Genomic DNA, 15994 nt, shown 5'->3' on the forward strand with positions numbered 1-15994 from the left:
AGAAAGTTGATACATGTCGCTTTTGGGGTTTTGAAATCCGGAAAACCATTCGATGCTAGCTTGCATTTCGCTTGACTGGGATAACAGTATCTACGTCCCTAATCGCACCTGCGGCCACCACCTTTTACCTCATTGCAACGATAGCGCAATTTGGGAGAAGCTTCTTCAATTGATCAATCGCCTCTTTACTTACCAATGGAAAGTAAGTTTCCAAAATTTTCAAATCATTCAATGCAGCAAGCTGCAAAATACCAGTATCTGTAACCAGCCTGCCGAATAATTGCAGTCTTTCCAAACTTTCAAGTTGCCCAATGTATGGAATCCCACTGTCTGTTATTTCTGTCCCGGTCAGCACCAAAGTTTTTAGTCTGGAAAAACCAGGCAGGAACTTGCACCCTTCGTCAGAGAATGGGCAGGCAATCAAATGTATTTCTTCTAGGACTTCAGAGGGGAAATCCTTCAGGAAAGTCCCGCTAACGTTGGAACATTCAATGAGTTTTAGCTTTGCAATTCCTTGTACTGAACTGATACTTTTCAAGACTTCGTCCGTTACTTTTTCGTTTCCCTGTCTTTCTCTGTACCAAAGCTCCTTCTCCTCCAGATCAAGGTCAATGCCATATTTGTCAAGCAATGTTGATAGCTGCGTCATTTCGTTATCCCATCTGAAAGAGCGATTAATTTTTTGTGAAGGAATTGTATTCGTGACGTATAAAATCACGCTTGTTTCAGATGTTGGGTAGGTACGATTAGCGCCAGCGTAATCGTACAAAACCGTGTGCTCCAAAAAAGGAAAAAATCTCAAGAGCATCGCAGAGACATCAACCGTCTATTGCAACACGGACATAGTTTATTGCAGACTGAAAATCGCAAAGAAGCAATGGTATGGAAATATGCTTGAAAAGGTAGCATGCGTACGATTACGCTTGCGCTAATCGTACCTACATCCCTAATCGTATCTACGGCCCTCTACTCTACCCAGCTTTCTGTGGTTCAAATCGAAGTGAAATTGTCATCGGCGATTCCCCGTCGACCGGCAGGTTAAGAGGCGTACCAATCTTCCACTATTTTTTCGACTCTGTTTTTTGCGTCAGATTGGGAAATAATTAAGGCAAACGCATCTTTAATTCGCAAACGGATTTCTTGTTTAATTTTTGAGTTGTTGTCATTCTTCGCCATTGGACGGTAATCATGTTCAAGGTCTCTTCCAACTTGGATTTCAATATGTTTTTTGCTGAATAGAACTAATTTGGAATATTCAGACGGTTTGTCTACAAATACTACGAATATATATTCAGACAATTTACCAAGATCGGATTGTTCAGCCAAGGCGATTTCTATATTTTTGATAAATGAAAAACACTTTATATATGCTTTCCCAAAAAACCTATCCCCACTAATGTAAGTGATCGAAATTTTCACCCTCATGCCTCATAACGCCGAAATGACTGGCGTGAAGCGTCCGAGTCGATTGTATGGATAGCATTGCTAAATGCGTACTGTAGTAGTACTTCTTCATGCTCTTGGAATTTCATACGACATTGTTTTTCTTGTAAAATTGGATCTTCAATTCCGGCATAATCTCAAGCAGGCTATCAATTTCCTTAAGATTCTTAGGGAATACTGTTGAATAATTATCGTCTCGATATTTGCTAGTGAAATCAAAATCCCCAGTCAACGCGCGTGCAATGCAAACCATAACCCCTTTGTTTCTTTCAAATTCGTCATAAGGAACCTTGTCACTGCCAGGAGTGTACTTGGGTGGGAGATTACGCAAAAAGCTTTCTTCGGAATCAAGATGATATAGTTTTTCTATGAGAGCAATGCCATCCGCCATCACAGCTTGCAAAATTGGCCGACACTCTGTGACATCTATCATCTGTTTTTTAGCTCCTTCAGATGGAGGGGCCACCTTCATCTGAAGATTTTTATCTGCCAGTATCCAACATATTCTGCGCAAGTCTTCAGGCATATGTGTAAGCAACTGATAAACGGTTTGAAACCTCACGATAGAGGTGGGTCGATCATATCCATTGAGTTTCTTGAATAAGGCCATTGACTTCTTGTGATAGATATGGATTGCTGGCAGTAATGGGGTATCGTTCACTGTAAAACCAAATCCCAGGTTGATTGCCAATGTCAAGTGCTTTAATGATTTATTTTTGAATTGACCCGACGACAAAAATTCCCAACCAGGATATTCCGATGCAACATCACTGCAAATCTTGTATACCTTGTTTTTTAAAGTGCTCACTTTTACTCACCTACGAATAATGATAACTGGCGTTGCAGACAACGCCCCCTCCACGCCTGCCCGAGAGGCATTTGTCCCTACCCCCGCTGCTCCACAAGCCCATGTAGGTACGATTAGCGCCAGCGTAATCGTACAAAACCGTGTACTCCAAAAAAGGAAAAGACCTCAAGCATGAGGGCATATAGCAGTATGCATTTCCGTCATCCTCCTGCATTTCTCTGTGACTCTGTGTCTCTGTGGTGAGCTTTCAGGTCTTATGCTTTCTTGCCAGGAGCATTTTATTCCATAGCGTCATCTACCAATACATACAAGTACGACTCACCCAAACACCCCACCCTCATCCGCATCCAGTATCACCGACAAAGTAATATGCCGCGGGCGTGTCAGTGCGAACAGTACGGCATCGACCACGTCCTTGCTGCTTGCGCGTTCGCCTTTCTTGCGGTCTTGCACGGCATCCCATTCTGGTTGCTGGGGTGCTACGTCATCGAGATAAGGTGGGTGTACGCTGATAGAGCGGATGGGGGTGCCTGCCAGCATTTGCCGGAAGCCATCTGCCAGGCCGGACTGGGCGCGTTTGGCGGCGTAGAAGGGGACGGACACGCTTTGCATCCTGGCGTTTGGCAAGCCGCTGATGGAGCCTATGGTGAGGATGTCTGCGCCTTCTGATAATCGTAATAGCGGCAGCAGGCCCTGGGTGAACAGGAAGGTGCCGGTGACGGCAGAGTTGATGACGCCCAGTACCTGGGCAGGTGTATAGGCTTCATCGCTGGCTTGCAGCCACATGGCGCCGTTGTTGATGAGCAGGTCTATATGTGTATGCGATGTGGTGATGGTATCCACAGCATCTTGCACGCTCTGCACATCGGCCAGATCGGTTGCTATGCATACAGGGTTTGCGCCGCCCATGTTTTGTATGATGCTGGCGGTGTCAGCGAGTTGTGCAAGATTGCGGCCACACAGGATGAGTTTGCAGCCTGCCTCTGCCAGTGAGATGGCCAGCGCGGCACCCAGGCCGCGTCCTGCGCCGGTGACTACGGCGGTTTTTCCAGCAAGACTATGCATATATTTCCTCAAGAATTTTCCTCAATCAGTGCGGGAAACTATACCGCAGTCTTGCCGGGCGTGCAGTTGGCAAGGCTTCTAGGAGCGGCTTTATCCTCGAATAGCGGGCCGTGTCGTCTATTTTCAGTATTTTGATATTCGCGGCTGAAGCCGCTCCTACAGGGTGGGGTATTTGCTTCGGTTGTTGGCATCATGGACAGACTTGTGGTGGGTAAGCCTGCACAGCGCTTCTTTGATGTTGTAGGAGCGGCTTTAGCCGCGAACATTCGGGTCGTAGCATGGAATGTGGCTTTTCAAACATTCGCGGTTGAAGCCGCTCCTACGGGAGGGCTATGTTCGTGCAAAAGAAAAACGGCTGCTGAACATCAATCTGTTCAACAGCCGTTTTAAAACGCAAGGCTAGTTACAAGAACTTTACAAAGACTTCAAGAAAGCCAGCACCGCATCACGATCCGCTTTGGACAAATTCTCGAAACGCTGGCGGGATTTATCTGCTTCGCCGCCGTGCCAGAGTATGGCTTCGGTCAGGTTGCGGGCGCGGCCATCGTGCAGGTAGCCTACCTTGCTGTTATTGCCCATGACTTTGTCGGTATAGCCTATGCCCCACAGCGGCGCGGTACGCCACATATTGCCCAGTGCCTGGCCTTCTACCAGCTTGTCGGCCAGACCGGCGCCCATGTCATGCAGGAGTAGGTCTGTGTATGGCCTGATGGTCTGGTTGCGCAGTTCTGCCAGCAAATGGCCGCTGCCCGTTTTCATCTCTACCGTGTGGCATGCAGAGCAACGCATGGCCTGGAACACCTTGGCACCAGCACTGACTTGCTGTGGGTTGACGACGTGCTCATCCATAGGCGCGACACCTTTGGGGAAGCCGCTGGCGATGCTGCGCTGGGCAGGCACTGCCACCAGACCCAGGTAGCGGGTGATGGATTGCAGGTCAGCCTCAGTGATACCTTTTTGCGCAGGTGCGGTAGCACAGCTTGCCGGGTCTGTTGTACAACTGCGGTTAGGGTAGCTTGGTGACGTGACGGCCATGTCCTGCAAGAGTGCAGCGGCAGTCTGGTGACGCAGGGTGGCCTTGGATGCTTTCCAGCCAAAGCGGCCTACGCGTACTGCACCGGTTTCTGGTTCATACACATAGTTGGCCAGGCCGACCACACCATCGGCATCTGGTGATGTGCGGGCACGTGCCAGGATGTCGGCTTCAGGTATGGCTTCGAGCAAACCCATGCCTATCATGGGTTGGGCTGCGCGTAGCGAATACACGGCTGGTACTGCACCTTCAAATGCCAGCGTGGGTTTGCGTAATTCTACCGTAGTGCCATCGGCCAGCTTGGTGCTGCGGGTTTCGAATCCGGCGACGTTGACATTGGTGCCCCAGTTTTGAGGCACGCCGCTGCTGGAGAAAGCATTCATCTGTACCACGGTGCCATATTGCGGATGCGGCAATTGCTGGCCTGCTGCATTAGTTGCTGCTACCCGCACCGACATGCTGTCGAGACGCTGGTTGATGGCCACCGGTGCAGGGCTGCGGCCATTGTTAACGTGGCAGGCAATACAGGCAGACTGGTTGAAACGTGGCCCCTGCAAACCCACGGCTTGCTGGTAACGGTCATTGCCATTCTCGTTATGGTCACCTGTCGTAAAGTTGGTATGCACCAGGCGGCGGCCCTCAACAAAGCGCTGTATGTTTTGCATACCCGCATTATTGTGTGGCTGCTGGAACATGAACAAGCCATTGTCAGAGTAATTGTAAGAGACTGAACCCTGGCCACCAGACAAAGTTTCATCCGGCAGTGGCACTGAGTTCAAACGCGGCTGTACGCCATACCAGGGCTTGAGGCCAGCACCAACCACATAAATCCATTCAGACGAGTAATAGCGCACGCCGCCATTGTCACCCTTGGCAGCCATGCCCTCAGGTGTGGAGAACATCGATGGCGACACTTCAATGATGTCACCCACCACCAGCGGACGTGCCGGGATGTTCTTGCCATTCGGGAAGCCATTCGCATCGAGGTCGCTATGGCCAGGATAGTCTTTCACGCGCAAGGTACAGGCACCATTCACACCATCAGGCGTGTTGAGCTTGTTATTGGCAGGGTAGGGCACGGGTTTGCAGATGGCGACATTGCGGTCGACCAGCTCACCTGGATTCATCCAGCCATAACCAGTGACACCGACGCGGTCAAAACCACGGAAGAAGGCCACGCCACCAGGCAAAAAGTCGACGGTATTGTATTGGTTGACGGTCAGTGTTGGTTTGGTCACGCCAGCCACGCGGCTATTGTCGATGATCTCAAAACCCCAGGTGCGGTTCTTGAAATATTGCGCGACAAAGGTCAGGTAATTGCCCGGGCCTTTGTCGACTGGCAAGCCGGTTGCGGCATCGACGGTTTCATTCGGACCATAGCCAATTTCATTCCATTCTTCACCACGTTCACGACCGTGGCGTGCCAGGCCGCGTGCGCCAAAGCGTGTGACCAGGGTGCCATCAGGCAGAGTGAATTGCAGGCTTTCCAGTGGTTCTGCTGCGGCCGGCAAAGGTGCCCAGCCGCTGCCACTGGCAGGGAATTTTAAAGCAGATGTGGTCGCATCCGGCAGGGTGTTGTCGCTGCCTGGTGACTTGAATTCAACTTCAAACAAAGAGTAACCATACTGGGTGGCGCGGGCCACACCTTGCAGGCGTATGTAGCGGGCATTCGCACCCAGGTTAAAGAATTCTTCCGTACCGCCCTTGCCACCGCTGACATAGCGCAGTTGTGTCCAGGTCTGGCCATCGTCAGAAACGCGCAGGGCGTATTCCTTGCCATAGGCGTTTTCCCATACCAGCTTCATATAGCCGACGGGTGTCTTGCTGCCAAAGTCAAACTGTATCCAGGCACCGTCTTCTGAAGTGCTGCCCCAGCGGGTATTGGCTTTGCCATCGATCGCCATGGCGGCCGACATGGCCTGGTTTTCTACTGCGGAAGAAGTAGCAGCGACAGGCTTGACGGCCACACCAGGCTTGCTCAAGTCTATCGTTCCAGGCGTGCCTGGCTGGCTGGGCTGGGTCGGGTCTGTACCAGGTTGTGTCACCACTGGCGTGCCCGAGAATGCCTGTATCTCTATGATGGAATAACCATACTGGGTAGAACGCTTGATACCTTTTACGCGCAGGTAACGGCCTTTGCCATTCAACTCTGTCAGGTCTTCAATACCCCCCTTGCTATTGTCGACGGTCTTGATGGTGGTCCAGTCACTATTATTGTCCGAGACCTGCAAGAGATATTGCGTGGCATGGGCGTTTTCCCACTGTATGCGCACGCGGGTGATGGTTTCTGTCTTGCCAAAGTCCAGTGTCAGATACTGGTCATCGGTAAACGCACTGCCCCAGCGGGTATTATCGTTGTGGTCTATCGCCGCTGCTGCCGACAGGTCACCACGTTCTACCGAACTGGCGGTAGCTGTAACAGGTGTCAGTGCAGTCTCGGCAGGCGCAGCCTGCGGCGGTGCAGCCATAGGGCTGGGGCCACCATTGGTGCTGCCAGAATCAGCAGTGCTGGAACCGCCGCAGGCTGCAAGTTGCAAACAAAGTAGCGATGAGGCCAGATAGATGGCCGTCATGCGGGGAGATATTTTTTTCACGTATGAACTCCTGGTTTTTTACGTTGATTTATAGATGTGCAGATACATGGATGGCATCTGTCTATATTGCATGGCACATGTTTGTGGATGCGCCGCAGTGGAACATGGCTGAGGCCAAGGGCCACAAAAAAGCTCAAAAAAGCTAAAAAGAGAAACAGGTAAAACTGGTCTTTGATTGTTGTGTGTGGCCTGACAGTATCCAAATGCCAGACATCTTGCAAGACCGTGTAAATGGGCTGATGCCTGCCCTGAATTGGGGCGTGGTCCATCTCAAATTTTGTCAGTGGGACTGACAGATTTGGTCAGTTTGGAAAGCATCCCATCGCTGGCTGGCAAATTTGGCTTGCTGGAATTGGAAACTTTTCCAAATTTAAGGCAATGCCTGTGGCAATACCACTTGGGCAAACCATCTGCAGGCCCAGATACAGACCAAGATCAGCCGCTGACAAAAAATGGCCAGAAAATATCAAATTCAAATTTGTAATACACAAAATTTGTCTGGAAAAGAAAGTGGTATTACCGCTCCCTGATTTATGACAAATTTGTAAGAAACAAATTGATTTCCCTGTTACAGAAAACTTACAATTGATGAGGCCCGAAAAGACGCAAACAGCATTTTTGCAACGCGCTTTACATCCCTTCACTCCTCTTCGCGCGTCCAGTAACTCGATGATTTTATCCATGCCTCTGGCTGCCCGCGCTGTTCCACCATATAGCTACGCAATGCCCGTGCAGCCTGTTTTTCGGCAGCGATCCAGATGTAACCATCGCCAGGCGGGAATTGATATGCAGCGGCTGCTGCCAGCAAAGCCTGTTCATCGCTGACTGAATTATGCTCACGCAATAGCCACTGCGCTTGCCAACTGGCGGCGCTTACACAAGCCTGTTTATCTGCTGCATCAGCAAGCATGATGATGCTGGTGGCGTGTACGCCTGCACGCAATTGCTCAATACGCCGTGTGATGGCAGGCAGGGCAGTGGCGTCGCCCATGAGCAGATACCAGTCAAAGTCGTCTGCCACCACCATGGATTTACCCGGCCCGCTGACGATCAAGGTGTCGCCAGCCTTGGCTTGCATCGCCCATGCATTGGCTGGCCCGTGCTGGTGCAAGGCAAAGTCCAGCACCAGGGTGCCTGCCTGAGTATCAAAATATCGCGGCGTATATTCGCGTGTAACAAAGCTGTCTGCTTCGCCCGCAATGGGCAGCAAGATCTTGACATGGTCATCATGCGCAAGGCTGGCAAAATCATGCAGCTCATCTGACTGGAAAGTGATGCGCTGCATATGTGGCGTCAGGCGTGTGATGTTGATGACGCGCAGGGTCCTGCGGCGTTTTTCCCAGCGCAGGCGTTCTATGTGGTGTTTGGTAGTTGTGGTCATGATGTTTAGTATTTTTTGTGAGCTGCAGCTCTTGTTAGTAATGATAGTGTTTGTGCAGGGCGTAGGTTGGGCTACGCCTCATCAGCCCAACACTCGGCCTCTGCGCACGTATACGATATTTAAATGCCGAGTGTTGGGCTGGTAAAGCGTAGCCCAACCTACGAACCGGCTCAACCTACGAGGCTTCCTTAACTTGTACTTCTCACTTGTACCGCCTGACATTAAACGCCAGCGCCAGCGTCGCACATGCCGCAACCGGTATCCCCACCATCCACGGCAGGCGCACGGCAATGGCGTACAGGGATGTACCCGCCGCTGGCCCCACGGTATCTTTCAAATCCGCCGCTACTGATGCTGCGGCCATATAAGTCGCCCGTGTATGGGCAGGCGCCAGTTCCATGATCAGGGTAGGCAGCAAGGGGCCAAACAGCATTTGCGACAGCGACAGCAAACTCACCCCGAGTACCAGCGCCGCCAGGCTGGATGAAAACAGCAGGCAGATAAAAGCGCCCACCAGCACGCAACCGCTGGCAATCACCATCTTGAAATTAGACACATGCGCGAGAACAGCGCTGATCTTCAACTGGAACAGCACCGTCAGTACCGCAGCATAAGTAAACAGCAAACCTATTTGCGAAGGTGTCAGAGTGCCTGCATCCACCGCATACAGCGGCAAGACTGAACTTAACCAGCCCGCCGATATTTGCAGGCACATAGACCACAGCAATAAACCAGCCAGGCGTGCATCCCGAAAGGCAGGCAGGATGCCCAGCAAACTTTCTTCCTCATCATCTGGGACGGTATTTTTGTTCAATGTCTCTGGCAGCCATAGCGCAATGATCAGCGTACTGATGAGCGTCGCCAGCGCAGACCCGAGGAACACCGCGCCGAGAGAAAACAGCGCCAGCACAGACCCCACTGCAGGCCCGGCAACACGGCCTGCACTCGACATGACGCGTGCGATGGAAAAATAATAGCGATGTTGTTCAGGCGGTATGGCATCGGCAATCACCGCTGAAATGGTGGGATGCAAGACGCTTTCAAACGCGCCTATCAAGATCAGCACCAGGGCAGATGCCCATACGCCGTGGGTAAAGTAGAGCATGGCAAAGCCCAGCCCCACGCCCGCCGTGGAAATGAGCAACACCGGACGACGCCCGACGCGGTCGGCAATACCGCCCACCAGGGGCGTGGCCAGCAATTCGCCACCAGAATAGCAAGCCAGCAGCAAGCCTATGTGGGCGGCAGAAATGCCTGCCTCTTTTTCTGCCCACAAGGCAAAAAATGGCATGAGTACACCATCGGCAAAGCCGACAAAAAAACAAAGGAAAAGGCCAACCTTAGTGGCGAGAGGTGCATTCGTGAAAATGCGGAGAGAGACAGAACGCCGGAATGGCAGTCGTGGTAGTAGAGATACCAGCTGTAATCGTAGTCGCATATACATCATCCATAGCGCGACAAATCTGCTTGCAAATGCATGACAAATTTGTTTGCGCGTTGGCTAACGTAAACGCTTACGTCACTGTTTCCAGTGATATGGGGCGATCCTAACAAAGAAAAATTGCGGCGTCAATCAAGGTTTATCAGGGATTGCTGAGCGCCTGTGTATGCCTGTGTATGCGTTCAAGTGACGGACTTGTCTTTGCGAAAACTAAAATGGAGATGAAAGAAGCGAAGCCATATCCATTCCTGGTCAGGATATTTTTTGCGTACAGGTCGGGTCACGGCATTCATGTAGGAGCGGCTTTGGCCGCGAACACGGTGTTTACTGTTCGCGGCCAAAGCCGCTCCTACAGGTAAAAGACGGCGGTACTCTGACTACGCTTAATGCGTGGCAACTGCGCTTGCTTGTCCCGGCACAAAGGAAATCCCATCCGCCTTGTCCAGTCGCCCCGCCAGCGTCGTCAAGCCCCAGGCACCTACTACCACCAGCGCACCTATCCATGGCGTATGCATCAAACCGATATGGCTGACTATCAGGCCACCAGCCCAGGCACCAACTGCGATGCCCACATTGAAGGCTGCGATATTCAAGCCTGATGCCACGTCCACGGCTTGCGGCGCATCCTGCTCAGCACGCTGTACCACATACACCTGCAAACCCGGTACATTACCAAAAGCCACTGCACCCCAGGCCAGTACGGTCAGCAAGGCCAGCCATTTATTGTGAGCAGTAAAAGTCAGCACCAGCAAGACCAGGGCAAGCAAGGCAAAGACGATTTGCAATGCCGCGACCGGGCCTTTTTTATCAGCCAGTTTGCCACCCCAGATATTGCCAAAAGTCACCGAGACGCCATACACCAGCATCATCAGGCCAACTGCATTGGCGCTAAAGCCGCTGATGTCTTGCAGTATCGGTGCAAGGTAAGTAAAGGCGATAAAGCTGCCGCCATAACCCATGGCTGTCATCGCATATACCAGCAAGAGACGCGGTTTTTTCAACACTGCCATTTGCGTCAATAAAGAGGCGGGCTTGCTGCTGGCAATCGTCGAGGGAGTCAAAACCGCACAACCAATAAAAGCAATCACACCCAGCGCCGACACTGCCAGAAACGTAGACTGCCAGCCCAGATGCTGGCCGATGAAGGTACCCAGCGGCACACCCGTTACCAGCGCCACCGTCAGGCCGCTAAACATCAGCGCAATCGCACTGGCCGCCTTGTCCTTGGCCACCAGGCCAGTGGCGATGGTAGAACCTATGGAAAAGAACACCCCATGCGCGAGGCCAGTCAGCACGCGTGCCGCCATCAGCGAGGCATAGTTGGGTGCCATCCAGGCCACCAGGTTACCAATCGTGAACAAGGCCATCAGGCCCAGCAGCAATTGCTTGCGCGGCAGCTTGCCAGTCAGTGCCGTCAATACCGGTGCGCCTACGGCCACGCCCAGCGCATACAGGCTGACCAGCAAACCAGCAGAAGGAACAGATACGCCCAGGCTGCTGGCGATGGTGGGGATAAGGCCGACAATCACAAATTCTGTCGTACCGATGGCAAAGGCGCTGAGTGTCAGCGCCCAGAGAGCTAAGGGCATTATGGACTCCATACATGGGGAAATGAATAACAGGCTGCAGTCTGAACCCATGCAAGACAAAGAAAAATAGCTTAAGCTACACTTAACTTATGACTGGGAGTCAACAATGCTAAGCCTGGAAACCATGAAAGCCCTGGTCGCAGTGGCCGAAACCGGCTCGTTTTCAGCCGCAGCAGAGCGCCTGGCGCAAACGCCGTCCGGCATCAGCCGCAGTATTTCCCGCCTCGAAGCGCAGCTGGGCATGACCCTGATGACGCGCACCACCCGCAAGCTGGAGCTGACTGAGGAAGGTCACTGGCTCTTGCAAAGGGCAAAGAAGATACTCTGCGATATTGATGACACTGAAGAACAACTGAGCGCACGCCTGTCGCAACCATCCGGCCTGGTCAGGGTTAACGCCGCCACCCCCACGCTCGATCACTTGCTGGCCCCGCTGGTGGCAGATTTTCTCGATGCCTACCCACTCATCAAGCTTGAACTGGTCAGTGGCGAAACCTTTGTCGACCTCATCGAAGAAAGGGCAGACCTGGCCATACGCATAGGCCAGTTGACGGATTCCAGCCTGCACGCCCGCCGTCTCGGCAGCAGCCGCATCCGCCTGGTGGCGGCACCGCATTACCTGGCACGCCATGGTGAACCACAAACCGTGGCTGACCTGGCCCAGCACCGGCTGCTGGGTTTTACCGCCCCCGCCAGTTTGAATACCTGGCCGCTGCCTGCTGCGGATGATACCAATACTGAAGGCTACACCATAGACCCCGTCGTCAGCGCCAGCAATGGCGAAACCCTGCGCCACCTGGCAGTGCAGGGCGCTGGCATCGTGTGTTTATCCGACTTCCTGACCATGGCCGACCGCGCCCATGGCAGGCTCAAACCCGTGCTACCCGATATCAGCCTGCCGTGGTTGCAGCCAGTCTGGGCAGTGTTCTACAAACAGGAAGCGATACCACCAAGGGTAGCCGCTTTGCTGGAATTTTTGATGACGAGATTGCCGCTGGACAGGGTGTGAAGGGGAGGTGGATCATGTCGCTTGGGCTGCGCCTCGCCAAGCGACGTTTCGTAGGTTGGGCTAGGGTTTACCAGCCCAACACTGGGCCTGTGAAAACGCATACGTCATTTAAACGCCGAGTGTTGGGCTGATAACCCGTAGCCCAACCTACGATCCAACAACTCGCATCCCTCACTCCCGAGCCGAAACCACCAACACCGGCGCATCCGGATCAGCCACATTCAAGGCAAAGTTATACTTGCCCGCCTGTGGCGTTTCAAACCAGATATCCTTGCCTGCCCAGGCCAGGGCCTTGCCTGCATTGAGGACGAAATTACCTTTGCTTTCATTGGCCCTGCTATCGGCTGCGCCAAGCTCCACCATCTTGAAATCTTTTGAGACTATCTTGAACTTGCTGAGGCCCTTGGGTAAAACCGCATCCACGCTGAAATTGCTGGCATCAGTCTGCGTCAGGGGCAGGGTCGTGCCCCACTTGTTCATGGTGCCACTCAGGTAGATAGGCTGGGCGGTGAAATGGGTAATGCTGGTGGCGGGCGATGGCTGGAATTCGACCAGGGTATCGTCAGGCCAGTTGCGGTCGGCCAGTGGCAGGACAACATACTTCAGGCGATGGCCACTGCTGAGCACCGTGCGTTTGTCGCCCGACACCAGGCTCACGCTGTCAGTAGGGAAGGGCGTATACGTACCATAGCTGACTTTCGATGACATGCACCAGTCCGTGCCACCCAGGGCCACGGCAGCGGCAGCTCGCAGCATGACATTGATGTCTTTCTTGGCAATCGCAATGGCCACCTGGCATTCGAGGCGCACATCACCCAGGCGGCGCATATTTGGCGGCACGTTGGCGCTGGTCACACGTGGCATGCCATTGAATTCACCACGGCTGCGGTTGAGCATCAGTTCAGCATCACCATCGGCAGCCGCCTGGTCGCGTGGCAGGATGAAGCTGCCATCGGCAGCGAGCGGCACCGGGATGGATAGATCATCGGTAGCAATGCGCAGGCTCAGCCCGGCCAGCGTGGTCTCTCCATACCTGGGCTTGAGCACGAAACGCAGATGGTCTGCAGTCGGCGCCAGGTGGCGCTTGCTCTCAAACATATCCAGACCAGCCAGCATATTGCGGTAAGAGCGCAATTCAGGATTCTTGACGCCGTTGACAGCAACTGACTGCGGTTCTTCCACGGGCGTGGCAGCAGGCGGGTCTTCAGCGGCTGTCGCAGTCTGGCAGGGTTGAAGCAGAAGGATGCTGGTGATGATGCCAGGAATAATGCCAGAGATAAGCAAGCGCGTCATAAGGTACCGTGTAGTTGAGCAAGAGCACGCACTATATCCCAGAGTTTTGCCTATCTGTAAACTTCAGCATGAAAGCCATTGCAATTTTTATCCGGATAGCATTAAATTGCCGCGACAATGATAAAAATTATTCTCACCCAGCCCGGCACCATGCAGACAAATTTCCTTCTATCCCGCGCCTGCATGATCGCCATGGTGATCGCTACAGTGATGACTGCCAGCGCCTGCAAGCCAGCAGCGCAGCAGGCAAGTGCACAAGCTGCTCAGGTGTCTCAGGTGCCTCAGGCACAGCAAACACAGCAAGCACCTGCGGCCTCATTAATCCAGGTCGATGCTGCCAGCGCAGCAATCTCCCATGCACCAACAGCAGCCACCTACAGCGGCCCCTTCGGCCTCGCCATGGCCATCAGCGAAACCGAGCTGGCCAGCACACTGGGCTTTGTCAAATCCACCAAAGGACCGCACCTGTTTGAAGGCCAGCCACCGGCACCACTGGCAGAATTCAGCGACTACTTCGCCGTCACCGCCCCCATCAGCGGCATTTGCAAGCTAGGAGCATCTCGCAGCATCACCGCCGTCAGTGGCACAGGTGAACAAATCAAGGCCGCCGCCGACCGCATCGCACAGGCGCTGGAACAGCAATACGGCAAACCCAGCTTCAAGAAAGACAAAGTCAAGACTGACCTCTACAGCCGCCGCCCGCAATTCTGGATGGTCGGCCTCAAGGAAGGCTCGGTCAGCTATGGCTACCTGTGGGCCAATGGCAAAACCGAGCACGAACTGCCCGACAACATCCTCAACATCATCGTCTTCGCCCAGGCCCACGCCATCAACCGCGGCGAAGTCGGCGTCAGTTATGAGTTTGCGAATTATGCGGATTGCCAGAAGGAGTGGCGTAAGGAAAAGGGGCGCAAATCTTGAATCCACATGTACAGAGAAAGCAGCGCTGGATGTAACTGGAAGAACTTGCCAAAGCGCATTTCTTCAATATGCTGAGTGATGAGAATATTCCACAAGAAGAAGCGCAGTGCGTCATTTCTGCTGTCCTTATCAGATCGCAAAGACCGGGAAAAAATCTGACACTCAATTTTGCCGCCCGCAAGTATGAGATAAAATTATCCGACAGTGGCTATCCCATCGATAATCATTGGGATACCAAAGACTTGTGCATACTGGAATTAAATGCTGAAACGACAGAAATCACCGTCACCATCGTGAACGAAATGCCGTGGTTGCGGCAAGATATGTTGAAGTAAAAGGCAGATAAAAGATGCAAAAACACATAGACCCCAAAGATGTGCCGCAATGGATAGCATCCAGCACCACACCAGAAGATGCCAGCGAACTGCAAGCCTGGGCCATCGCCATGATAGGCCGGATAGAACGCGGTGATCTCAACATCGGCATCTTGTCGCTGGACGAAGCGCGCCAGGTTCCGCTGGCCTTGCGCAAGGCCTTTGATCTTGGGCTGGCCGATGCTGGCATCCACCTGGCCGACTGGCTGGTGCGCAATCCCACCGATGATGCTGATATCCCGGCAGCAGAACAAGTCTTGCTGGAAGTCATCGCGCGTGGCAAGGCCGAGGCTTGCCAGACCCTGATGCGCTATCGCTGGTTTTACCGGCGCGACACCTGCACCGATGAAGAAGCACAGCAAGCCTTTGCCCTGCTCAATACCTGGTGTATACAACACCAGGATGACAGCGACGCCCTCTACCTGCTTGCCCTGGTTACCTGCCATGGCTTTGGCACTGCTGAAAACCCCGCCAGATCGGCACAGATGCTCAACAAGGCTGCCGTCATGGGCAACGCCGACGCCATGTTTGAACTCTTCATCTACCATGCCCAAGGCATAGGCGTAGAAGTCAACGACAACAAGGCCGTCATCTGCCTGCGCCGTGCCGCCGAAGCCGGACAACTGCGCGCCATGTACAACCTCGGCGCATTCCACGCCAGTGGCCGCTATGTAGAACAGGACATGCTACTCTCAGTAGCCTGGTACAAACGCGCCGCCGAAGCCGGCCACCCCAAGGCCGCAGAAACCCTCGCCATCATGTATGAAGAAGGTGAGGGCGTGGAACAGGATGAGGCAATGGCGCAAAAGTATTGGGATATGATAGCCTGAGAATGCTGTACGCAAGACTTCAAGACCTCTCAATACAGAGACACGGAGATGGCACAGAGGTTTTAACCGCCAGCAGGGTGCTGACGATCACCTCATGCGCTTTGATCAAGGTGAGGATGTAGGGCAATGGAATGGACTCCTCCCCTTACGGCATCAAATGTGCCAAACTGAAGAGTGATGAAACGATTCAGTTCACAGAGGAGAAGTCCAAAT

14 protein-coding genes are annotated in these 15994 nt (G+C 53.1%); 4 read left to right on the top strand and 10 right to left on the bottom strand.

The window, feature by feature from the left end:
* Positions 1-124: 124 nt before the first annotated feature.
* From DFR42_RS28575 to DFR42_RS28615, 9 genes are all read right to left on the bottom strand, one after another.
* Positions 125-649 (bottom strand): leucine-rich repeat domain-containing protein, encoded by a 525-nt coding sequence (locus DFR42_RS28575; RefSeq protein WP_146219006.1) that lies wholly within the window; start codon positions 647-649, stop codon positions 125-127.
* Between the two features lie 389 nt (positions 650-1038).
* Positions 1039-1419, bottom strand: coding sequence for a hypothetical protein (locus DFR42_RS28580; RefSeq protein WP_146219007.1), 381 nt, complete (start codon positions 1417-1419; stop codon positions 1039-1041).
* Positions 1420-1528: 109 nt separating this feature from the next.
* A complete protein-coding gene (locus tag DFR42_RS28585; protein WP_110258483.1) occupies positions 1529-2251 on the bottom strand; it encodes a hypothetical protein in 723 nt (240 codons plus the stop codon).
* A 318-nt stretch (positions 2252-2569) separates the two neighbouring features.
* The gene (locus DFR42_RS28590; protein WP_110258484.1) at positions 2570-3316 is read right to left on the bottom strand and encodes an SDR family oxidoreductase; all 747 of its coding nucleotides are present in this window, start codon (positions 3314-3316) and stop codon (positions 2570-2572) included.
* Between the two features lie 414 nt (positions 3317-3730).
* A complete protein-coding gene (locus tag DFR42_RS28595) occupies positions 3731-6817 on the bottom strand; it encodes a di-heme oxidoredictase family protein (protein ID WP_245937126.1) in 3087 nt (1028 codons plus the stop codon).
* A gap of 428 nt (positions 6818-7245) precedes the next feature.
* Positions 7246-7626 carry a hypothetical protein gene (locus tag DFR42_RS29060; protein ID WP_146219008.1) on the bottom strand — a complete coding sequence of 127 codons (381 nt, stop codon included), beginning with the start codon at positions 7624-7626 and terminating at the stop codon, positions 7246-7248.
* Positions 7584-8324, bottom strand: coding sequence for a siderophore-interacting protein (locus DFR42_RS28605; RefSeq protein WP_110258487.1), 741 nt, complete (start codon positions 8322-8324; stop codon positions 7584-7586). The genes DFR42_RS29060 and DFR42_RS28605 overlap by 43 nt, the downstream gene beginning before the upstream one ends.
* Positions 8325-8526: 202 nt before the next feature.
* A complete protein-coding gene (locus DFR42_RS28610) occupies positions 8527-9771 on the bottom strand; it encodes an MFS transporter (RefSeq protein WP_110258488.1) in 1245 nt (414 codons plus the stop codon).
* 377 nt (positions 9772-10148) lie between these two features.
* Positions 10149-11354 carry an MFS transporter gene (locus DFR42_RS28615; protein WP_110258489.1) on the bottom strand — a complete coding sequence of 402 codons (1206 nt, stop codon included), beginning with the start codon at positions 11352-11354 and terminating at the stop codon, positions 10149-10151.
* Positions 11355-11460: 106 nt separating this feature from the next.
* On the opposite strand from DFR42_RS28615, the gene DFR42_RS28620 reads away from it, so the two are divergent.
* On the top strand, positions 11461-12363 hold the full coding sequence (locus tag DFR42_RS28620; RefSeq protein WP_110258490.1) for a LysR family transcriptional regulator: 903 nt from the start codon (positions 11461-11463) through the stop codon (positions 12361-12363).
* Positions 12364-12534: 171 nt separating this feature from the next.
* Here DFR42_RS28620 and DFR42_RS28625 read toward each other — a convergent pair whose 3' ends face one another.
* Positions 12535-13656: an early set domain-containing protein gene (locus DFR42_RS28625; RefSeq protein ID WP_110258491.1), complete on the bottom strand. Its 1122-nt coding sequence runs from the start codon at positions 13654-13656 to the stop codon at positions 12535-12537.
* Between the two features lie 150 nt (positions 13657-13806).
* Here DFR42_RS28625 and DFR42_RS28630 point away from each other — a divergent pair, with 150 nt between their 5' ends.
* From DFR42_RS28630 to DFR42_RS28640, 3 genes are all read left to right on the top strand, one after another.
* The gene (locus DFR42_RS28630) at positions 13807-14577 is read left to right on the top strand and encodes a hypothetical protein (protein ID WP_211324447.1); all 771 of its coding nucleotides are present in this window, start codon (positions 13807-13809) and stop codon (positions 14575-14577) included.
* 68 nt (positions 14578-14645) lie between these two features.
* Positions 14646-14912, top strand: a complete 267-nt coding sequence (locus DFR42_RS28635; RefSeq protein WP_110258493.1) for a hypothetical protein — start codon at positions 14646-14648, stop codon at positions 14910-14912.
* Positions 14913-14926: 14 nt separating this feature from the next.
* Positions 14927-15781: a tetratricopeptide repeat protein gene (locus DFR42_RS28640; RefSeq protein WP_110258494.1), complete on the top strand. Its 855-nt coding sequence runs from the start codon at positions 14927-14929 to the stop codon at positions 15779-15781.
* Positions 15782-15994 lie beyond the last annotated feature (213 nt).

The organism is Undibacterium pigrum (assembly GCF_003201815.1).
GTDB classification, from domain to species: domain Bacteria; phylum Pseudomonadota; class Gammaproteobacteria; order Burkholderiales; family Burkholderiaceae_D; genus Undibacterium; species Undibacterium pigrum.

Coding starts and splice junctions, on each gene's coding strand:
- DFR42_RS28575 (WP_146219006.1), bottom strand. CDS start 649: ATGACGCAGCTATCAACATTGCTTGACAAATATGGCATTGACCTTGAT.
- DFR42_RS28590 (WP_110258484.1), bottom strand. CDS start 3,316: ATGCATAGTCTTGCTGGAAAAACCGCCGTAGTCACCGGCGCAGGACGC.
- DFR42_RS28595 (WP_245937126.1), bottom strand. CDS start 6,817: ATGGCTGCACCGCCGCAGGCTGCGCCTGCCGAGACTGCACTGACACCT.
- DFR42_RS29060 (WP_146219008.1), bottom strand. CDS start 7,626: ATGGATAAAATCATCGAGTTACTGGACGCGCGAAGAGGAGTGAAGGGA.
- DFR42_RS28605 (WP_110258487.1), bottom strand. CDS start 8,324: ATGACCACAACTACCAAACACCACATAGAACGCCTGCGCTGGGAAAAA.
- DFR42_RS28610 (WP_110258488.1), bottom strand. CDS start 9,771: ATGATGTATATGCGACTACGATTACAGCTGGTATCTCTACTACCACGA.
- DFR42_RS28615 (WP_110258489.1), bottom strand. CDS start 11,354: ATGCCCTTAGCTCTCTGGGCGCTGACACTCAGCGCCTTTGCCATCGGT.
- DFR42_RS28620 (WP_110258490.1), top strand. CDS start 11,461: ATGCTAAGCCTGGAAACCATGAAAGCCCTGGTCGCAGTGGCCGAAACC.
- DFR42_RS28625 (WP_110258491.1), bottom strand. CDS start 13,656: ATGACGCGCTTGCTTATCTCTGGCATTATTCCTGGCATCATCACCAGC.
- DFR42_RS28630 (WP_211324447.1), top strand. CDS start 13,807: ATGCAGACAAATTTCCTTCTATCCCGCGCCTGCATGATCGCCATGGTG.
- DFR42_RS28635 (WP_110258493.1), top strand. CDS start 14,646: ATGCTGAGTGATGAGAATATTCCACAAGAAGAAGCGCAGTGCGTCATT.
- DFR42_RS28640 (WP_110258494.1), top strand. CDS start 14,927: ATGCAAAAACACATAGACCCCAAAGATGTGCCGCAATGGATAGCATCC.